This window comes from Streptacidiphilus melanogenes, assembly GCF_000787835.1.
Taxonomy (GTDB): Bacteria; Actinomycetota; Actinomycetes; order Streptomycetales; family Streptomycetaceae; genus Streptacidiphilus; species Streptacidiphilus melanogenes.
In genome coordinates, this window is record NZ_BBPP01000002.1 from 249658 (window position 1) to 266473 (window position 16816).

Genomic DNA, 16816 nt, shown 5'->3' on the forward strand with positions numbered 1-16816 from the left:
CCGTGACTGACAGCGAAGCCACCGTCCCTCTCGCCGTGCCCGGCCCCCTCGTCGACACCGGATGGTTGTCCCGGCACCTGGGCACGCCGGGGCTGCTGGTGCTCGACGCCAGCGTCGGGTCACACCGGCGTGAGGTCGCCGCGATACCGAGCGCCCGGGTCTTCGACCTGGACGGCCCGCTCTCCGCCCCGGACAGCCCGCTGCCGCACACCATGCCGGGGCCCGAGCAGTTCGAACGCGAGCTGCGCGGGCTCGGCCTCAACGGGACCGGCACCGTCGTGTTCTACGACAACGCCGGTCTCTACTCGGCGGCACGCGGCTGGTGGATGTTGCGCGCCATGGGCTTCGACCGTGTGGCCGTGCTCGACGGCGGCCTGCCCGCGTGGACGTCGGCCGGGTTGCCGCAGCAGGCGACCAGCCCGAGCCCACCCGCGCCCGGGGACTTCACCGCGCGCCCCCGCTCGGGCATGTTCGTCGACAGCTCGGCGGTCCTCGCCGCCCTCGCCGACCCGACGGGCGTCGTCCTGGACGCCCGCGCGGCCGACCGGTTCCAGGGATCGGCTCCGGAACCCCGTCCCGGCCTGCGCAGCGGTCACATGCCCGGCGCGGTCAACCTGCCCTTCACGACCATCCAGGACGACGCCGGCCTGCTCCTCCCCCGGGACACGCTGCGGAACCGCTTCGCCGAGGCGCTGGGCACCGAAGCCTCCGCCGAGGCAACAGCGGCCGGGCCGAGGCGCCTGCTGTTCAGCTGCGGCTCCGGCGTCACCGCCTGCGTTCTCGCCCTGGGCGCGACCGTCGCAGGCTACCGCGAGCTCGCGGTCTACGACGGCTCCTGGAGCGAGTGGGGCCAGCCCTCAGACCTGCCGGTCGAGTGAGCGCCACGTCACTGCCGTCCCCGAACACCCCACAGGGACGGCCGGTGCTGATGCTCGACGTCGACGGGCCCCTCAACCCCTTCGGGGCCATGCCGGACCACCGACCCGACGGGTTTCAGGAGCACTTCCTCATGCCGCCGAGCTGGGCCGCGCTCGAGGACGTCCGCATCGCGGCCTCTCCTCGCCGCCGCGAGCCGACGCCGCTGCCTGTCTGGCTCAACCCCGACCACGGCGCGCAACTGCTCGACCTCCCGTTCCAGCTGGTCTGGGCCACGACCTGGGAGGCGGAGGCGAACGAGTTCATCGCACCGCTCCTCGGTCTGCCCGAGCTCCCCTACATCCCCTGGCAGACGCCACGTCCGGTGCCGCAAGGGCGGGGCTGCTGGAAGACGCCCGAGATCGTCGCCTGGGCGGCCGGGCGGCCGTTCGCCTGGGTCGACGACGAGATCTCCCAGGCCGACGGCGACTGGATCGTTCGGCACCACCCCGGCCCGGCCCTGCTCCGCCAGGTCGATGCCCGCAGCGGCCTCGGACCTGAGGACTTCGCGGACCTGTCCGCATGGGCTGCGGAGCTCGATTGAGCACCCCTGACGGCGGACCTCGCGACGGACGTTCCGTCAACCAGGTCCGCCGTTACAGGCCCTGGTCGCGTTTGCGGGCACAGGAGCAGCCCCGCCCCGAGGCCCTGCGGTGCGGGTCGGGCGCAGCACCGCAGCAGAGCGGGACGCCCGGTCGGATCACGCTCCGTCAGACGCGCGCCTGGGCCCTGGGCCACCGGGGATGGCCCAGGGCCCAGCTTCGACACCGTTCCACCCTCTTCGGAGACCCTCACGGTGCATGTATGACGCACATCACAGTGGCAGGTCGACAGTGGCGAGACGGGGTTGGTTCATCGCCGACACGACAGAGGCCCTGCCCGATTTCTCGGGCAGGGCCTCTGCGTTGGGTGGAGCTGAGGGGATTCGAACCCCTGACCCCCTCGATGCGAACGAGGTGCGCTACCGGACTGCGCCACAGCCCCAACGAGAAGAAACTCTAGCAGGTCCGAGGGGGTGCTTGCGCACGGGTTACTCGTTGGCGGCGCGGGGGGTGCCCTCGGCGTACTGGTCGAAGAGCGGCGTGGCCGGCTTCGGCGCCGGACGGCGGGGCGCAGGGGCCGGGGCCTTCCGCTCCTGTTGCGACGGCGGGGTCGGCCGAGCGCGGGCCGAGGAGTAGGTGTCCGGCGCGGTCAGGTCCAGCCCAAGCGTCGCGCGCGGGGCGACGGGGGCCGTGACGTAGGTCGGCAGCGGAACCGGGACTGGGTCCCAGCCCTGATCCCCGCGGTCTGCCGACGGCGCCGCCCCACCCGCGTGCTCGGGACGGTCGTCATCCGCCCACGACTCGGCGTGGTTCGCGCCGAGCGCCCCGGTGCCGGACGTGGTCGGGCCGACCTGGCCCGGCTCGTCCGCCACGCGCGAGGGCACGGCCTCCGCCCACTCCCGGCCTGACTCCTGCGCCGCAGCGGCCGTCGCGGCCTCACGACGCGCCACGGCCTGCTGGCGGACGCGCTGGGCGGCCTCCGCCGCGCGACGGCGGTCGAGCTTGACCTCGTAGCGGCGGTGCTCCTGGCGCCGCATCTGCGCGATGTAGATCGAGAACAGGACGGCCGGCAGGGCCGGAATCCACAGCAGCGCGACGCCGCCGACGGCCGCGACCACCATCCCGGCCGTGAACGCCGCGAAGAGGATCACCACCATGCGCCGACGCCTCGCAAGAAGCGCCGCCCGGCGACGGGACGCCACGGCCGGCGACGGTCCGACCTGGTGCCCGGCAGGGCTCGACGCGGGCGACGGGGCCGGCGCGGACGGGACGGCGGCGGGTTCGCCGAGCTCCTGCGCCTCGGCAGGGCCCTTCTGTCCGTCACTCCCGGCGGCCGCGCCGGGGCCGTGCGGGGAATGCGGATGCGGGGTCGGCACAGCGAGCGGCTGTGTCTCCTCCAGCTGCCGGGAGATCTTCCGCTCCATGGCGGCCCGGCCGGACAGCAGGCGGATCGCCGTGCTGAAACGCTCCGTCGGCCGGGCCTCGTTGAGCTCGTCCTGACGGCGGAGCCACATGGGAACCAGATACGCGGCCCAGGCCCCGACGATGACCGCGTAAATGAGGCCGCTACTGCTCACGCTTCACACCGTACGGGCGTGAGGGACGGCCCGGCGGCAATTTCGGGCGGTGTGTCGCTGAATCTTCTTCATATCGACCTATTTATGGTGATGATGGCTCTGGAATCCACTGTTGCCGCGCCAGCGCGCGAGCATTCCCTCCGGTACCTCGTCCGCGGTCAACGCGTAGACGAGGTGGTCCCGCCAGCCTCCGTCGATGTGCAGATAGCGCGGGCGGAGTCCCTCCTCCCGGAAGCGGAGTTTCTCGACCACGCGACGGCTCGGCAGATTCTCCGGACGGATGCAGATCTCGATCCGGTGCAGTCCCATCGTGCGGAAGCAGTAGTCGGTGGCGAGTGCGACGGCTGCCGGGATGATTCCGCGCCCGGCGTGCCCCTGGTCGACCCAGTAACCGATATTCGCCGAGCACATCGATCCCCAGGTGATTCCGCCCACCGTGAGCTGCCCGACGAGCTCCCCCTCGTAGGTCACGACGAACGGCAGCATCCGCCCTGCATTCGCCTCCGACCGCAGGAAGCGCACCATCTGACGGTAGGTCGGGCGCGGGCTCTGCGGATGGCCGGGCGGCGGTGGCGGCACGGTGGCCTCCCAGCGGCGCAGCCAGTCCCGGTTACGGCGGCTGACGTCCTGCCAGGCCCGCTGGTCGCGCACCTTGATCGGGCGCAGCCCGACCGGCCCCTCCCGCAACTCCACCGGCCAGAAGGCGTTCAGTGCCGGCCCCCTCTCCCGTCGGCGCCCTCCGACGCCCCGGGCGCGTGGTCGCCACCGCCGACCTGGTCGACGGCGTGGGCCAGCAGCGGCCCCAGAACGGCAAGACCGTCCCTGACCCCGCCGGGCGAGCCCGGCAGGTTGATGACCAAGGTCCTGCCCGCCAGCCCTGAGAGGCCCCGCGAGAGCGCCGCCGTCGGAACGCCGTGGTCGCGCCCGTAGGCGCGGATCGCCTCCGCGATCCCCGGCACGGGCCGGGTGATCACCTGCTGCGTCATCTCCGGTGTAAGGTCCAGCGGCGTCAGACCCGTGCCGCCGGTGGTGACGACGACGTCATAGCCGTCCGCCACGGCCTTCCGCAGCGCCACGAGCACCGGGTCCCCGTCCGGCACCACGACCGGGCCGACGACCATGCAGCCGAGCTCCGCGAGCCCGGACGCCAGGATCGGCCCGCCGCGGTCCTCGTAGACCCCGGCGTGGGCCCGGTTCGACACAGTGAGCACGAACGCGCGCATCATGCCTGCGCTCCCGGCTCCGGCCGGGCGGGCTCGGCGACGGCGGAGGTGTCGCCGAGGTCGGCACGACGCCAGTCGCCGCTCTTGCCGCCGGTCTTCTCCTCGACCTGCACGGCGTCGATCCTGGCGCCCTTGTCGACCGCCTTGACCATGTCGATCACGGTGAGGCCGGCGACCGCCACCGCGGTGAGCGCCTCCATCTCGACGCCGGTGCGGTCCGCGGTGCGGACGGTCGCGGTGATCTCCACGGCGTCGTCGGCGACCACGAGATCCACCGTCACGCCGGAGACGGCGATGGGGTGGCACAGCGGGATCAGATCAGGCGTGCGCTTGGCTCCCATGATCCCGGCGATCCGGGCCACCGACAGCGCGTCCCCCTTCGGCACGCCCTCCCCGCGGAGCAGTTCGACGACGCGCGGCGAGACCAGCACGCGTCCGGTGGCGCGAGCCGTCCGAGCCGTCGTCGCCTTCTCCGAGACGTCGACCATGCGTGCCGCGCCCGAGGCGTCGACGTGAGTCAACCCGGACCCGGACGGAACGGGGCTGGTGCTGTGCACTGGCGCTCCTGCGATCGTGACGGCGGGGGTGCGGCGCCAGAGTATCGCTGCCCGGCCGAAGCGTCCCATCGGCGGCGGGAGCGGATGCCCGCACCTGTGGACCGGCCGCCGAACCGTCGACCGAGCGGCCGCGACCTCAGTCGAGCAGGATCACGCGCACCTCGGCGTCCGCGTCGAGCGAGGTGGTCTCCTCGTCGACCACCAGCAGGGCGTCGGCCTGGGCCAGCGCGCCGAGAAGATGCGAGCCCGATCCGCCCACCGGCGTCACCGTGCCGGTCTCGGCGTCGTAGGCGGCGCGCAGGAACTGGCGGCGACCGGCCGGCGAGGAGGCGACGCCCTCGGTCAGGCGGGCGGTCACCTCCCGGCGGTGGATCTCGGTCAGGCCGAGCATCGCCCGGATCGCGGGGCGGACGAAGAGCTCGAACGAGATGTAGGCGCTGACCGGATTGCCGGGGAGCGCGAGCAGCGGCACACCGCCGTCCGAGCCCTCCAGCACCCCGAAGCCCTGCGGCTTGCCCGGCTGCATCCGCAGCTTGCGGAACGAGATCTGCTCGCCGAACGCCTCCTTGACCACGTCGTACGCTCCGACGCTGACCCCACCGCTGGTCACGATGAGGTCGGCCCGGATCAGCTGGTCGTCGACGATCTCCCGCAACCGGTCGGCGTCGTCCGGCACGCCGCCGACACGGAAGGCGAGGGCACCGGCGTCCCGCGCGGCAGCGGTGAGGGCGAAGCTGTTGGAGTCCGGGATCTGGCCCGGCCCGATCGGCGTGCCCGGCTGGACCAGCTCGCTGCCGGTGGACAGCACGACGACGCGCGGTCGCGGCCGGACCCGGACCCGGTCGTGCCCGGTCGCGGCGAGCAGCCCGATCTGTGTCGGCCCGAGACAGGTCCCGGCGGGCAGCAGCGCCTGGCCGGCCGTGATGTCCTCGCCGTGACGGCGCACGAAGCCGCCGAGCTCGACCGGCTGGAAGATCCGCACCTCGCCACCGGTGGCGACCGGGGCCGCACCCTGCGGGTCCATCGTGGTGGCCACCTCGCCGGAGCCGGTTCCGGCGTCGGTCCACTCGACCGGAACGACGGCCTCCGCTCCGGGCGGCAGCGGCGCACCGGTCATGATCCGCGCGCACTGGCCGGGGCCGATGACCGGCAGCGAGGCGGCGCCCGCGGCGACGTCACCGACGACGGTGAGCACGGACGGGTAGTCCTTCGTGGCGCCGGCGAGGTCGGCCACCCGGACCGCGTATCCGTCCATCGAGCTGTTGTCGAACGGCGGCAGGGCGACCGCCGAGACGATCTCCTCGACGGTCAGGCAACCCTGGGCCTCCAGCAGCTGGAGCTCCAGCGGCGGCAGCGGGGAGACGGCGGCGAGCACCTGCGCGAGGTGCTCCTCGACGGTCCACTGACGCTCGGCGGCTGGCTCCGCGGCACACGGGTCCGCGAGACCGGCGCCGTGACCGTGCTCGTGGCCGTGCTCACGCCGGTGGCCGTGGTCGTGCCCGTGCTGCTCCTGCAGGTCGGTCATGGTGCCTTCCCCCATGGTCGTGCGGTGCGGTCGCCGCTCAGGCGCCGGGTCCCGGGGCTCCGACCGGGGCCGTCAGCCGGCGTGATGCCGGTGACCGCCCCGGCCGTTGTTCCGGTGACGCTTTCGGTCAGATCTTCTGGGCCCCGCCGTCCAGCTCGCCGGTGCCGACGAACTCCTTGAGCCAGGCGCGGAACTCCGGACCCAGGTCCTCACGCTCGCAGGCGAGGCGAACGATCGCACGCAGGTAGTCGCCCTTGTCGCCGGTGTCGTAGCGACGACCCCGGAAGATCACGCCATGGACGGGACCGCCGCGCCCCGGGGTGCGCTGGGCGAGCACCCGCAGCGCGTCGGTCAGCTGGATCTCGCCGTTCTTGCCCGGCGGGGTCTCGTGCAGCACGTCGAAGACGCTGGGGTCGAGCACGTACCGGCCGATGACGGCGTAGTTGCTCGGGGCCTCGCCGGGGGCGGGCTTCTCGACGAGGTCCGTGATCCGGACGATGTCCTCGTCGACCCCGTGGGTGCCGTGGTACTCGGCGGGGCGGATCGAGGCGCAGCCGTAGAGGTGGGCCAGAGCCGGGTCGACCTCGATGAGAGCGACGACGCTGCCGCCGAGCTCGCTCTGGACCTCGATCATCTTTGAGAGCAGCGGGTCACGCGGGTCGATGAGGTCGTCGCCGAGCAGCACCGCGAAGGGCTGGTCCGCGACGTGCGGCTCCGCACAGAGGACGGCGTGGCCGAGGCCCTTCGGGTCACCCTGGCGGACGTAGTGCATGGTGGCCAGCTCGCTCGACTCGCGGACGCGGTCGAGCTTGTGCTGGTCCCCCTTGCGGGAGAGCTGCTCCTCCAGCTCGTAGGCACGGTCGAAGTGGTCCTCGAGCGGCCGCTTGTTCCGACCGGTGATCATCAGCACGTCGGTCAGCCCGGCCGACGCCGCCTCCTCCACCACGTACTGGATCGCCGGTTTGTCGACGACCGGAAGCATCTCCTTCGGGGTCGCTTTGGTGGCGGGCAGGAAGCGGGTGCCGAGTCCGGCAGCCGGGATGACCGCCTTGGAGATCTGGCGCGCACGAGCTTTCGTCATACCGATGACTCTAGCTTCCCCTGCGTGTCGGCCGGCTGTCTCTCCGCTGTCAGAGACTTGTCGGCGGCCCTCAACAGAAGAGCGGCATGCGAACCGTCCTGCGGCAGCAAGCCGATCCCGACACGTGCGGAGAGGCCGTTGCCTGGGAGCGCACCGCCCTCATCCGCGAGCACCGGGACGGAGGGCAGGGCGAGCGGGTGCCGACGGACCGTCCACGCCAGGCGGTCCGCCACCGTGCGAGCACCTGCCTCGCCGGTGTCCGGCAACAGGACCAGGAACTCCTCCCCGCCGTAACGGCCGAAGACGTCCTCCTCGCGGACCTCCATGGCCAGCCGCTGCGCGAGGTCGCGCAGCACCGCCCCGGCCCGCTGGTAGCCGTGTTCGCGACGGATCTCGACGAAGCCGTCGATCTCCAGCAGCAGCACGGCGAGCACCCGCTCCGCCGGACGCCGCTTGCAGCGCGCGACCTCCCGGTCCAGGGCCAGCTGGAGGTACCGGTAGTTCCACACGCCGGTCAACGCGTCCGTGCAGGAGGTCCGCTCGAGCTCCTTCCGCCCGGCACGGAGTTGCGCCAGCTCCGCGGCCTGAGCCGTCCCCCGCGCCCGTGCCCGTGCCCTCCCACGCGCCAACACCGCGACAGCGAGCAGCGCCGGGAGGCAGAGAGCAGCAAGGATGTCCGCGAGGACGGGCGGCATGTCGTCCCTCCGCACAGTGCTGGCCGGTAACGAGACGGAAGGCCGTCCCATCCGATGTTCAACGAGAAGAAGGCGATCAGGACACGGCTGCTCGCCGAACGGGCCGCGATGTCACCCGGGCAGCGGGAAGTGGCTGCGGCCGCGCTGGCCGACGCCGCACGTGCACTGGTCTCGGCCGCGGGCGCCCGGACGGTCGCCTGCTATGTCTCGATGGGCTCCGAGCCTGGAACCCGCCCCCTGCTGGACGCCCTGCGCACGGGCGGGGTCCGGGTCCTGCTGCCGGTCCTCCTGCCGGACAACGACCTGGACTGGGCCGAGTACGAGGGCTTCGGACGGCTGACCCCGGCCCGCCTCGGCCTTCTGGAGCCGTCCGGGCCGCACCTCGGCCCGGACGCGGTCAGCGAGGTGGACGTCGTGCTGCTTCCGGGCCTGGCGGTCGATCCGGCCACCGGTGTGCGCCTGGGGCGCGGCGGCGGCAGTTACGACCGGGTCCTGTCCCGGCTAGCGGCATCCGGCTCGCCCGCGCGACTGGTCACCCTGCTCTTCGACAGCGAGCTCGTCCCGGGCCTCCCGGCGGAGCCGCACGACCGGCCGGTGGACGCCGTGGTCACACCGCGGCAGACGCTCCGATTCCGCTGACGATGCCCGCCGGAACCCGACGGAGCAGCACCTCGCCACGGCGCGCCGCAGCCGACGCATCGGCACCAGGCGCTCCCGAAGCAACGCGCCGTGTTCCCTGAAACGCCAGGGGCGTGGGGAACCTGCTGGTTCCCCACGCCCCTGGGCGGTGCTCACCCCTGCTGGGCCTATGGCGTCAGCGTGAGCTTGTCCTTCGCCGTCGCGTCGATCGCCTGGCGGCTGTACGACCAGGTCAGCAGCTGGCCGTTGACCCAGAGCTGCATCTGGTCGTCGTAGTTCGGGCTGAACGCGTGCCCGGAGGCTCCGCCGATGTTGATCCAGTGCGAGGAGTCGAAGTCGGACAGGTCGACGACCATCCGCATCGACGGCGCCTCGTCCACCGTGAAGCCGTTGGCAGCGTCCCAGCTGGCCGCGTCAACGGCAGCGCTACCGCCGTTGAGCTGGTAGGGACCACGGTTCAGCAGCCAGTGCACCAGCCCCGAGGCGATCGAGGAGTCGTCCGTGCCGAGGGTGCGCTCCTTGAGCTGGAGCGTGTGGATCCGGCCCCAGCTCCAGCCGCTGATGTCCTTGCCCATGAGCGAGGTCAGCTGCTTGCGGGCGTCGATCATGGCTTCCTTGAGCAGGGTGTCCCTGCCCTGGTACTGCTTGCCGTTGCCGTCGGTCCAGTTCCACCACTCGTTGGTGGGATCGGTCAACAGCTTGCCGACGACGGTCGTCCACTGGTCGCTGCCGTCGGGCTGCGCCGTGATGTCGTCGCGCAGACCGCAGGTGCGCACGCGCTGGGCCTTGCCGTTGACGTCGTCCTGCGGGATGCCGGCCTTGTCGGCCGGGACGACCATGATGCAGTCGGTGGTGCTGCGCACCTCGGCGGGGAACTTCTGGTCGAAGGCCAGGTGCAGCAGGTTCGACCAGACCGCGTTGTAGTAGGCCGCGGCGGCCGAGCCGGAGTCCTGCTGGTCGTTCCAGCCGCGCAGCAGATCCTGCGCCTGCTTGTAGTAGGGCTCCGTGATCGGGATCTTGAGCAGGTACGGCACGAGGGTCTTGGCGAAGACGCTGGTGTCGTCCAGCTGAATGGAGGCCATGTCCTCCGGCGAGATCTTGCCGCCGCCGGCCAGCTTGCCCTTGATCAACGTGGTGATCTGCGCGGCACGCGTGCCGTAGTCCCAGTCCTTGGTGATCAGGTACTTGTACGAGGAGTCCACGGCAGCCTGATTGGCCGTAACGATGTAGCCGGAGCTCGGGTTCTCCTCCCAGGGCAACGCGCTGAAGGACACGAACCTGGTCTGCCCCGTGGCGTCCTTCTCCCACTGGTAGCGGGAGTCCCAACCGGGCTGCGGGTAGGTGCCGTCGGAGGCCGCACCGTCGACGCTCGGACGGATCGGGATGTCGCCGGGCATCTGGTAGCCGATGTTGCCCCGGGTGTCCGCGTAGATCAGGTTCTGCGCGGGGACCGCGAAGTCCTGGGCTGCGGAGCGGAACTGGGAGAAGTCGCCCGCCTTGTCCAGGGCGAAGACGGCGTCCATGGTCTTGTTGGGAATCAGGGCCGTCCACTTGAGCGCGATGGCGTAACCGCCCCCGCGAGGCGGGGCCGAGCCGTCGACCGGCGCGCTGACGCCGACGCTCTGCTCCTGCGTGTCGTGGTCGGAGATGATCGGCATGCCGTCGGCGGTGCGCACGGTGATCGTCTGATCCGAGCCGCCCGCCACCTTGATGGTCTCCTGGCGGGTGACGAACGGGACGTTCTTCCCGTCGAGCAGGTAGGTGCCGTCGCTGTTGACCTGCTCCAGGTAGAGGTCCTGGACGTCCGCACCGAGGTTCGTGAACCCCCAGGCGACGTTCTGGTTGTGACCGATGATCACGCCGGGCATACCCGGGAAGGTGAAGCCGGTGACGTCGAAGGGGCACGACGCGCTGACCGTGGTGCAGTGCAGACCCATCTGGTACCAGATGGACGGAATCCCGGGCGCCAGGTGCGGATCGTTCGCCAGCAGCGGCTTGCCGGTGGTGGTGTGGTTGCCGTCGACGACCCAGGAGTTGGAGCCGATGCCCGCGGCCCCGGGGCGGCCGAGCATGGTCGGCAGCACGGACAGGTTGTCGGCGAGCGCCAGCGCTGCCTGCTGCGCGCCCTGGACGGCGGGCTTGCCCTGCGCGGTCCTGTAGGCAGCCGGCACGGTCCCGGATCCGCTGCTGGTCGCACCGTTCGAGGTCGACGTGCCCGAAGCGCCCGTCGCGCCCGAGCTGCCGGTGGGCGTCTTCGCGCCGTCAGCGGGGACGTACGCGTCGTTCTTGACCTCGCCGGTCTTCGCGATGATCGTGCCGTTCGCCGTGGGGTACGGCGGGTAGAGGTCACTGATCTGCTGCGAGGTGAACGTCCCGGCCAGCAGCGAGCGGTCGATCTCCTGCTGCATGTTCCCGCTGAGGTCCCAGGCCATCGCCTTGAGCCAGGAGATCGAGTCCACCGGCGTCCAGGGGGCCGGCTTGTAGCCCCCGTAGACCGTTCCCAGCAGGGCGTACTCGAGCGAGGCGCCCGCACCACCGGGGTGCTGTCCGAGCCAGGCGTTGACGCCGTTCGTGTAGGCCTGCAGGTACTTCTTGGTGGTGTCCGAGAGCTGGGTGTTCCACTCCTTCTGCGCCACCCCCTGCCAGTCCATGGTGCGGATGAACGCGTCGGTCTGCACCTGCCCGGAGCCGAACATCGAGGCGAGGGTGCCCGAGGTGATGTGCCGGTTCACGTCCATCTGCCAGAACCGGTCCTGTGCCTGCACATAGCCCTGGGCCATGTACAGGTCCTCGGGGGTGGACGCGTAGACCTGAGGGATGCCCTTGTCGTCCCGGACGACGTCGACCGGGCCGGACAGGCCCTGAAGGTGGATGCTGCCGGTGGTCTGCGGGTAGGAGGCGTGCACCTGCTGCACGCCGTACCAGCCGCCGACTGCTACACCGGCCACCAGCAGCAGCACGACCAGCACCACCAGCAGGCGCAGACGGCGGACTTTCTTGGAGCGGGGCATCAGGGTCCTTGTGAGGGGCAGTGACTGTACCGCGACGGGCCGCCGGGCAAGGCGGCGGTGCTGACGCTAACACCCGAAGCGGAACCGGTGGTGCGCGGGCGCTGGGAGGGGCGTGTGGTACGCCGCCTCAGCGCGCCTCGGCCACGGGCTCACTTCGTACACCGCGACTGCCCAGCCCTTGGACGAGCCAGGAGTTCCAAGAGGCAGAACGGTAAAATCTTGCTCCAATCAAGCGGAAGCAACGATTCTCCAGCGCGAGGTGCCCCTGCGTGTCCGTCCACCGGCTCGACCTGCTCCTCCTGCTGTTCTCGCTGGTATTGCTGGTGGCCGTGGCGGCGGTCCGGCTCTCCTCCCGCAGCGGGCTCCCCAGTCTGCTCATCTATCTGGGAATCGGCGTCCTGCTCGGACAGGACGGCGTCGCGGGCATCACCTTCAACAACGCCCAACTGGCGCAGGTGCTCGGCTATGCGGCCCTCGTGGTGATCCTGGCCGAGGGCGGCCTCGGCACCCGCTGGCACGACATCAGACCGGCCGTCCCCGCCGCGGCCGTGCTCGCCACCGTCGGCACGGCGATCAGCGTCGGGGTGGTCGCCGTCGGGGCGCGCCTGCTGACCGACAGCGACTGGCGTATCTCGTTGCTGATGGGCGCCGTGGTCTCCTCCACGGACGCCGCGGCCGTCTTCTCGGTGCTGCGGCGCGTACCCCTGCCGGCCCGGTTGAGCGGCCTGCTCGAGGCGGAGTCCGGTTTCAACGACGCGCCGGTGGTCATCCTGGCCGTGGCCTTCGCGACGGCCGGACCGATCGACTCCTGGTGGATCCTGGTCGGCACCGTGCTGCTGGAGCTGGCCATCGGCTCGGCGGTCGGCCTGGCAGTGGGCCGCTTGGGCGCCCTCGCCCTGCGCCACGTGGCGCTGCCGTCGTCGGGTCTCTACCCGATCGCCGTGGTCGCCCTTACATTGCTGGCCTATGCAGGCGGGGCCCTGGGGCACGGCTCCGGCTTTCTCGCCGTGTACGTGTGCGCCCTGGTGCTGGGCAACGCCCGCCTGCCGCACGGACCGGCGACCCGTGGCTTCGCCGAGGGACTGGCCTGGATCGCGCAGATCAGCATGTTCGTCATGCTGGGGCTGCTGGTGAATCCGCGGACGATGGCGGACGCTGTGGTCCCGGCCCTGGTGGTCGGCCTGGTGCTGGTCCTGGTGGCCCGACCCCTCTCGGTGCTGTTGACGCTGACCCCGTTCCGGGTGGCCTGGCGCGAGCAGGCCCTGCTGAGCTGGGCCGGTCTGCGAGGGGCGGTCCCGATCGTGCTGGCGACCATTCCGGTCGTGCACGCGGTGCCGGGCGCCGGGCAGCTGTTCAACACCGTGTTCCTGCTCGTGGTGGTGTTCACGCTGATCCAGGGCCCGACCCTGCCCCTTGTGGCGAAGGTGCTGCGGATCTCGGATGCCGCCCACGCCGACGACCTGGCGGTCGAGTCGGCTCCGCTGGATCGGCTGCACGGTCACCTGCTCTCGGTCTCGATCGGCCCGGAGTCCCGTCTTGCGGGCGTCGAGGTCAGCGAGCTGCGCCTGCCGAAGGGCGCGGCGGTGACACTGGTGGTGCGCGAAGGGGCGAGCTTCGTCCCCGGCCCCACGACCTCGCTCAGACACGGTGACGATCTGCTCGTGGTCACCACCGACCAGGTCCGGGACCGGGCGGAGCGGCGGCTTCGGGCCGTCGACCGGGGCGGCAAGCTGGCTGGCTGGCTCAGCGGCACCCGCGGAGAGTACTGAGCCTCACACCCGGATCAGTGGACTTATCGACCAGGAATACAGCATCATTGAGGATCGTTAGCACTCACAGCCTTAGAGTGCCAGGAGGAAACAAGTGCCGACGTACCAGTACCAGTGCACCGCGTGCGGCAACGGCCTCGAGGCCGTCCAGAAGTTCACGGACGCCGCACTGACCGAGTGCCCCGAGTGCGGCGGCAAGCTGCGCAAGATCTTCTCCGCGGTGGGCGTGGTCTTCAAGGGCTCCGGCTTCTACCGGACCGACAGCCGCTCGTCGTCGAGCAGCAGCATCTCGTCGAACTCCACCTCGTCGAGCACGCCCTCGACGTCGTCCACGCCGAGCTCGTCCGGCTCGTCGAGCTCCTCCTCGTCGACGTCCTCCTCGTCCGGCTCGTCGGGTTCCGCCGCCTGAGCATGCTCCCCCGGCTACGCTGCCGCGCATGACAGACCAGTCAGCAGTCGCGGCAACGGCCGAGATCGGCATCATCGGCGGCACGGGGCTCTATGCCCTCGTGGACGACCTCGACGAAGTCGTCGTCGACACCCCTTACGGGGCACCGAGCGACTCGCTTCTCGTGGGTGAGTTCGCGGGGCGCCGTGTGGCGTTTCTCCCCCGGCACGGACGGGCTCACCGGATTCCCCCGCACGGCATCAACTACCGGGCGAACCTGTGGGCGCTGCGCTCGCTCGGCGTCCGGCAGGTCCTCGGCCCTTGCGCGACGGGCGGCCTGCGGCCCCAGTACGGCCCTGGCACCCTGCTGGTCCCCGACCAGTTGGTGGACCGGACCTACGGCCGGGTCCAGACCTTCTACGACGGCCGGACCCGCGCCGACGGGGTCACTCCCGAGGTCGTCCACGTCTCCGCCGCCGATCCCTACTGCCCGCGCGGCCGGTCGGCGGCCCTCGTCGGCGCCCGATCCTCGGGCTGGGCGCCTGTCGACGGCGGCACGATGGTGGTGATCGAGGGCCCCCGGTTCTCCACCCGGGCCGAGTCGCGCTGGTACAGCTCCCAGGGCTGGTCCGTGGTCGGGATGACCGGTCACCCGGAGGCCGTCCTCGCCCGCGAGCTGGCGCTCTGTTACACCTCGCTCGCGCTGGTGACGGACCTTGACGCGGGTGTGGAGACGGGCCAGGGCGTGACGCACGCAGAGGTCCTGGCCGAGTTCGGCCGCAACATCGACCGACTGCGCGGTGTGCTGGCGGCCACGGTGGCGGCCCTGCCGGCGACGGAGGAACGCGAGTGCATCTGCGTTCACGCGCTGGACGGGGTGACCACCGGTCTTGGGGTGGAACGGGACTCCTGCGCAGCAGCGTAGGACGTCGGCAAGCGACTGCGGAAGGCCCTTCGGGCGGCTTCACTCGGGCGTGGAGAAGTTTTCCACAGGGGCTGGTTATCCACAGCCTGTGAGGGCCTCACTTGGCCCGGTCACCGGTCAGCGGCACCGTGGTGTGCACAGCGGATCCCTTCCCGGAGGGGTTCCCCACCACGGAGGTCAGCATGTCCCTCTCCATTCCGCCCACCTACTGCATCGCGTCCTTCCCGCCGATCCTGGCCGGCCGTGGGCGGCATCGGCTGCCCACGCCGGTACGGCGGCGCCCCGGCCCCATCGCCGCCGGACTGCTCGTCGCGGCCACCACACTCGCCGTGGGATCCATGCGACAGTTCCCCGATTCGAGTGAAAAGGGGGCGACCGCAAGCGCGCGCCCCCATCAGCCGTCCGGAACGTTTCCTCAGGTGGAACCGGGCACGGAAGCCGCCACAGCGCCGCACGGGTGAATCGCTCCCGTGCCCAGGTGTCCGGAGAACTGCCGTAACTTCCGATGCCCATGAAGGGCTTCAAGGCATTCCTGCTCCGCGGCAACGTCGTGGACCTCGCTGTGGCCGTCGTCATCGGCGCCGCATTCACGAAGATCATCAATTCCATCGTCGACGGGGTCATCAATCCCATCGTCGGCGCCTTCGGTACGCAGGACCTCAACGCGTACACGACGTGTCTCAAGGGAACCTGCCTGGTCGACAAGGCCACCGGCAAGGTCGACGGCATCCTGATCCAGTGGGGCTCGGTCCTCGGCGCCGCGCTCAGCTTCGTGATCACCGCCGCCGTCGTCTACTTCTGCCTCGTTCTGCCCATGAACGCGTTCATGAAGCGCTACATGGCCAAGAAGGAGGTCCCGGCCCAGGAGTCCAAGTCGCCCGAGGTCACCGAGGTGGCCATCCTCAGCGAGATCCGCGACCTGCTCGTCGCCCAGAACGGCTGAGACCAACCCGACAGCACCGCCCCGTCACTTTTCCCCGTGGTGCGGCGGGGCCTCGCGCAGGTACCAGTCCCTGTCACGCGAGCCCTCGCCGCGCTCGCCGCCCCAGCCGGCATCCGAGTCGTCCCGGCTGCGGCCGCTCATCGGGTCGTCGAAGACGATCCGGCGCTTGGCCCTCTCAGAGCGCTTCGCATCGCTCTCAAGGCCCGGCTTCATGTTCTGCTGCTCGCCACCACTCACATGTCCAGAGTAGGCGCAGGCGAGGGGCGGCCCGAGTCAGCGGTCACTCGGGCTCGCACGCCCGGCCGGGCCGTCCGCCGGGTCAGTGGTCGCTCGGGCCGAAGCGCCAGACGGCCAGGGCGACAAGGAAGGACAGGCCCTCGAAGCCGGTGCACCACCAGGCGGTCGAGGTGTGCCCCTCCATCCACTCGTCCACGCCGACGCCGAGCGCCCAGAGTTGGCCCGCGACGACACTGAGCACCACGACGAGCCGGCCGGTGAGCATCGCCGAGCGTTCGGGGTTGTGGTCGGTCCCGGCGTCAGGGCCGGGTCCGCTGTGCCGGATCCGGGAGTCTCCGTAGCCGCTGGTCGACCGGATCTGCGGATACCGGTCGGTGACGGGGCGGTTCAACCGCGGCTGGGCGCTGCCCGGGGCGCTCCAGGAGGCCGCGGTCCCGGGGAGAACACCGGAGTGCGGATCGCTCGCGAACCGCTCGGGACGGTCTGCGGAATGTGCCATGGGGGTCAGCTCCTCGCCGCATTGGGGCAGGCCACACGGCCGAGCCGGATGCCCGAATCCTTGGCGTTCAGCTCACGGCAGGCCGCATGGAGCCGGCTCTCGGACACGCCGAAGGCGAGGAAGACCGTCGCGACCGCGTACGGGAGCAGTGCGGAGTCGAAGTCCCTCAGACCGCGGCTGCCGAGCAGGATCGCCACGACCAGCGCCACCGACACCAGGGCGCCCACCAGGGCGGCGCGCTGACGCAGCTTCCGTCTGTCGACCACCGCAGATCCCCTCGTCGTCCATCT

At 71.1% G+C, this 16816-nt stretch carries 17 protein-coding genes, 1 tRNA gene and 1 pseudogene; 7 read left to right on the forward strand and 12 right to left on the reverse strand.

The annotated features are described in order from the left end of the window. The first annotated feature begins 2 nt into the window (after positions 1–2). Entirely contained in the window at positions 3–878 is an 876-nt protein-coding gene (locus tag TR49_RS03000) for a sulfurtransferase (protein ID WP_042376773.1), read from the forward strand. 50 nt (positions 879–928) lie between these two features. Next, positions 929–1459 carry an HAD domain-containing protein gene (locus tag TR49_RS03005; RefSeq protein ID WP_042377093.1) on the forward strand — a complete coding sequence of 177 codons (531 nt, stop codon included), beginning with the start codon at positions 929–931 and terminating at the stop codon, positions 1457–1459. A 366-nt stretch (positions 1460–1825) separates the two neighbouring features. Here the strand turns inward: TR49_RS03005 and TR49_RS03010 are convergent. The 8 genes from TR49_RS03010 to TR49_RS03045 form a co-directional block, all read right to left on the reverse strand. Next, positions 1826–1899 (reverse strand) — tRNA-Ala (locus TR49_RS03010). A 46-nt stretch (positions 1900–1945) separates the two neighbouring features. Further along, entirely contained in the window at positions 1946–3034 is a 1089-nt protein-coding gene (gene sepX / locus TR49_RS03015; protein WP_042376775.1) for a divisome protein SepX/GlpR, read from the reverse strand. 78 nt (positions 3035–3112) lie between these two features. Next, positions 3113–3727 (reverse strand): GNAT family N-acetyltransferase, encoded by a 615-nt coding sequence (locus TR49_RS03020; RefSeq protein ID WP_042376777.1) that lies wholly within the window; start codon positions 3725–3727, stop codon positions 3113–3115. Between the two features lie 14 nt (positions 3728–3741). Next, on the reverse strand, positions 3742–4257 hold the full coding sequence (locus TR49_RS03025; RefSeq protein WP_084724530.1) for a MogA/MoaB family molybdenum cofactor biosynthesis protein: 516 nt from the start codon (positions 4255–4257) through the stop codon (positions 3742–3744). Further along, the gene (gene moaC, locus TR49_RS03030; RefSeq protein ID WP_236653212.1) at positions 4257–4745 is read right to left on the reverse strand and encodes a cyclic pyranopterin monophosphate synthase MoaC; all 489 of its coding nucleotides are present in this window, start codon (positions 4743–4745) and stop codon (positions 4257–4259) included. The genes TR49_RS03025 and moaC overlap by 1 nt, the downstream gene beginning before the upstream one ends. A gap of 205 nt (positions 4746–4950) precedes the next feature. Beyond that, positions 4951–6339, reverse strand: coding sequence for a molybdotransferase-like divisome protein Glp (gene glp, locus TR49_RS03035; RefSeq protein WP_084724496.1), 1389 nt, complete (start codon positions 6337–6339; stop codon positions 4951–4953). 127 nt (positions 6340–6466) lie between these two features. Beyond that, entirely contained in the window at positions 6467–7420 is a 954-nt protein-coding gene (locus TR49_RS03040) for a UTP--glucose-1-phosphate uridylyltransferase (protein ID WP_042376779.1), read from the reverse strand. Beyond that, a complete protein-coding gene (locus TR49_RS03045) occupies positions 7417–8115 on the reverse strand; it encodes a GGDEF domain-containing protein (protein WP_052433937.1) in 699 nt (232 codons plus the stop codon). The genes TR49_RS03040 and TR49_RS03045 overlap by 4 nt, the downstream gene beginning before the upstream one ends. A 54-nt stretch (positions 8116–8169) precedes the next feature. Here TR49_RS03045 and TR49_RS03050 point away from each other — a divergent pair, with 54 nt between their 5' ends. After that, entirely contained in the window at positions 8170–8754 is a 585-nt protein-coding gene (locus TR49_RS03050; RefSeq protein WP_042376780.1) for a 5-formyltetrahydrofolate cyclo-ligase, read from the forward strand. A gap of 167 nt (positions 8755–8921) precedes the next feature. Here the strand turns inward: TR49_RS03050 and TR49_RS03055 are convergent, their stop codons facing one another. Continuing rightward, the gene (locus tag TR49_RS03055; RefSeq protein WP_042376781.1) at positions 8922–11765 is read right to left on the reverse strand and encodes a penicillin acylase family protein; all 2844 of its coding nucleotides are present in this window, start codon (positions 11763–11765) and stop codon (positions 8922–8924) included. Positions 11766–12034: 269 nt separating this feature from the next. On the opposite strand from TR49_RS03055, the gene TR49_RS03060 reads away from it, so the two are divergent. The 4 genes from TR49_RS03060 (at position 12035) to mscL (ending at position 15790) form a co-directional block, all read left to right on the forward strand. After that, positions 12035–13534: a potassium/proton antiporter gene (locus TR49_RS03060; RefSeq protein WP_084724497.1), complete on the forward strand. Its 1500-nt coding sequence runs from the start codon at positions 12035–12037 to the stop codon at positions 13532–13534. Between the two features lie 94 nt (positions 13535–13628). Then, on the forward strand, positions 13629–13943 hold the full coding sequence (locus tag TR49_RS03065) for an FmdB family zinc ribbon protein (RefSeq protein WP_042376783.1): 315 nt from the start codon (positions 13629–13631) through the stop codon (positions 13941–13943). 28 nt (positions 13944–13971) lie between these two features. Further along, entirely contained in the window at positions 13972–14847 is an 876-nt protein-coding gene (locus tag TR49_RS03070) for an S-methyl-5'-thioadenosine phosphorylase (protein ID WP_042376784.1), read from the forward strand. Positions 14848–15358: 511 nt separating this feature from the next. Continuing rightward, complete coding sequence (mscL, locus tag TR49_RS03075) at positions 15359–15790, forward strand: large conductance mechanosensitive channel protein MscL (RefSeq protein ID WP_084724498.1); 432 nt, start codon at positions 15359–15361, stop codon at positions 15788–15790. 24 nt (positions 15791–15814) lie between these two features. Here mscL and TR49_RS03080 read toward each other — a convergent pair whose 3' ends face one another. The 3 genes and pseudogenes from TR49_RS03080 to TR49_RS42375 all read right to left on the reverse strand — a co-directional run. Continuing rightward, positions 15815–16027: a hypothetical protein gene (locus TR49_RS03080; RefSeq protein ID WP_236653198.1), complete on the reverse strand. Its 213-nt coding sequence runs from the start codon at positions 16025–16027 to the stop codon at positions 15815–15817. Positions 16028–16109: 82 nt separating this feature from the next. After that, complete coding sequence (locus TR49_RS03085) at positions 16110–16526, reverse strand: hypothetical protein (RefSeq protein WP_042376786.1); 417 nt, start codon at positions 16524–16526, stop codon at positions 16110–16112. A gap of 101 nt (positions 16527–16627) precedes the next feature. After that, a pseudogene (locus tag TR49_RS42375) lies at positions 16628–16792 on the reverse strand (MFS transporter); the annotation flags it as partial. Between the last annotated feature and the right edge of the window lie 24 nt (positions 16793–16816).

Excerpts from the sequence above, each read along its gene's own strand:
- glp (WP_084724496.1), bottom strand. The coding sequence starts at position 6,339 with ATGACCGACCTGCAGGAGCAGCACGGGCACGACCACGGCCACCGGCGT.
- TR49_RS03005 (WP_042377093.1), top strand. The coding sequence starts at position 929 with ATGCTCGACGTCGACGGGCCCCTCAACCCCTTCGGGGCCATGCCGGAC.
- TR49_RS03055 (WP_042376781.1), bottom strand. The coding sequence starts at position 11,765 with ATGCCCCGCTCCAAGAAAGTCCGCCGTCTGCGCCTGCTGGTGGTGCTG.
- moaC (WP_236653212.1), bottom strand. The coding sequence starts at position 4,745 with ATGGTCGACGTCTCGGAGAAGGCGACGACGGCTCGGACGGCTCGCGCC.
- TR49_RS03050 (WP_042376780.1), top strand. The coding sequence starts at position 8,170 with ATGTTCAACGAGAAGAAGGCGATCAGGACACGGCTGCTCGCCGAACGG.
- TR49_RS03045 (WP_052433937.1), bottom strand. The coding sequence starts at position 8,115 with ATGCCGCCCGTCCTCGCGGACATCCTTGCTGCTCTCTGCCTCCCGGCG.
- TR49_RS03085 (WP_042376786.1), bottom strand. The coding sequence starts at position 16,526 with ATGGCACATTCCGCAGACCGTCCCGAGCGGTTCGCGAGCGATCCGCAC.
- TR49_RS03070 (WP_042376784.1), top strand. The coding sequence starts at position 13,972 with ATGACAGACCAGTCAGCAGTCGCGGCAACGGCCGAGATCGGCATCATC.
- TR49_RS03040 (WP_042376779.1), bottom strand. The coding sequence starts at position 7,420 with ATGACGAAAGCTCGTGCGCGCCAGATCTCCAAGGCGGTCATCCCGGCT.
- TR49_RS03025 (WP_084724530.1), bottom strand. The coding sequence starts at position 4,257 with ATGCGCGCGTTCGTGCTCACTGTGTCGAACCGGGCCCACGCCGGGGTC.
- mscL (WP_084724498.1), top strand. The coding sequence starts at position 15,359 with ATGAAGGGCTTCAAGGCATTCCTGCTCCGCGGCAACGTCGTGGACCTC.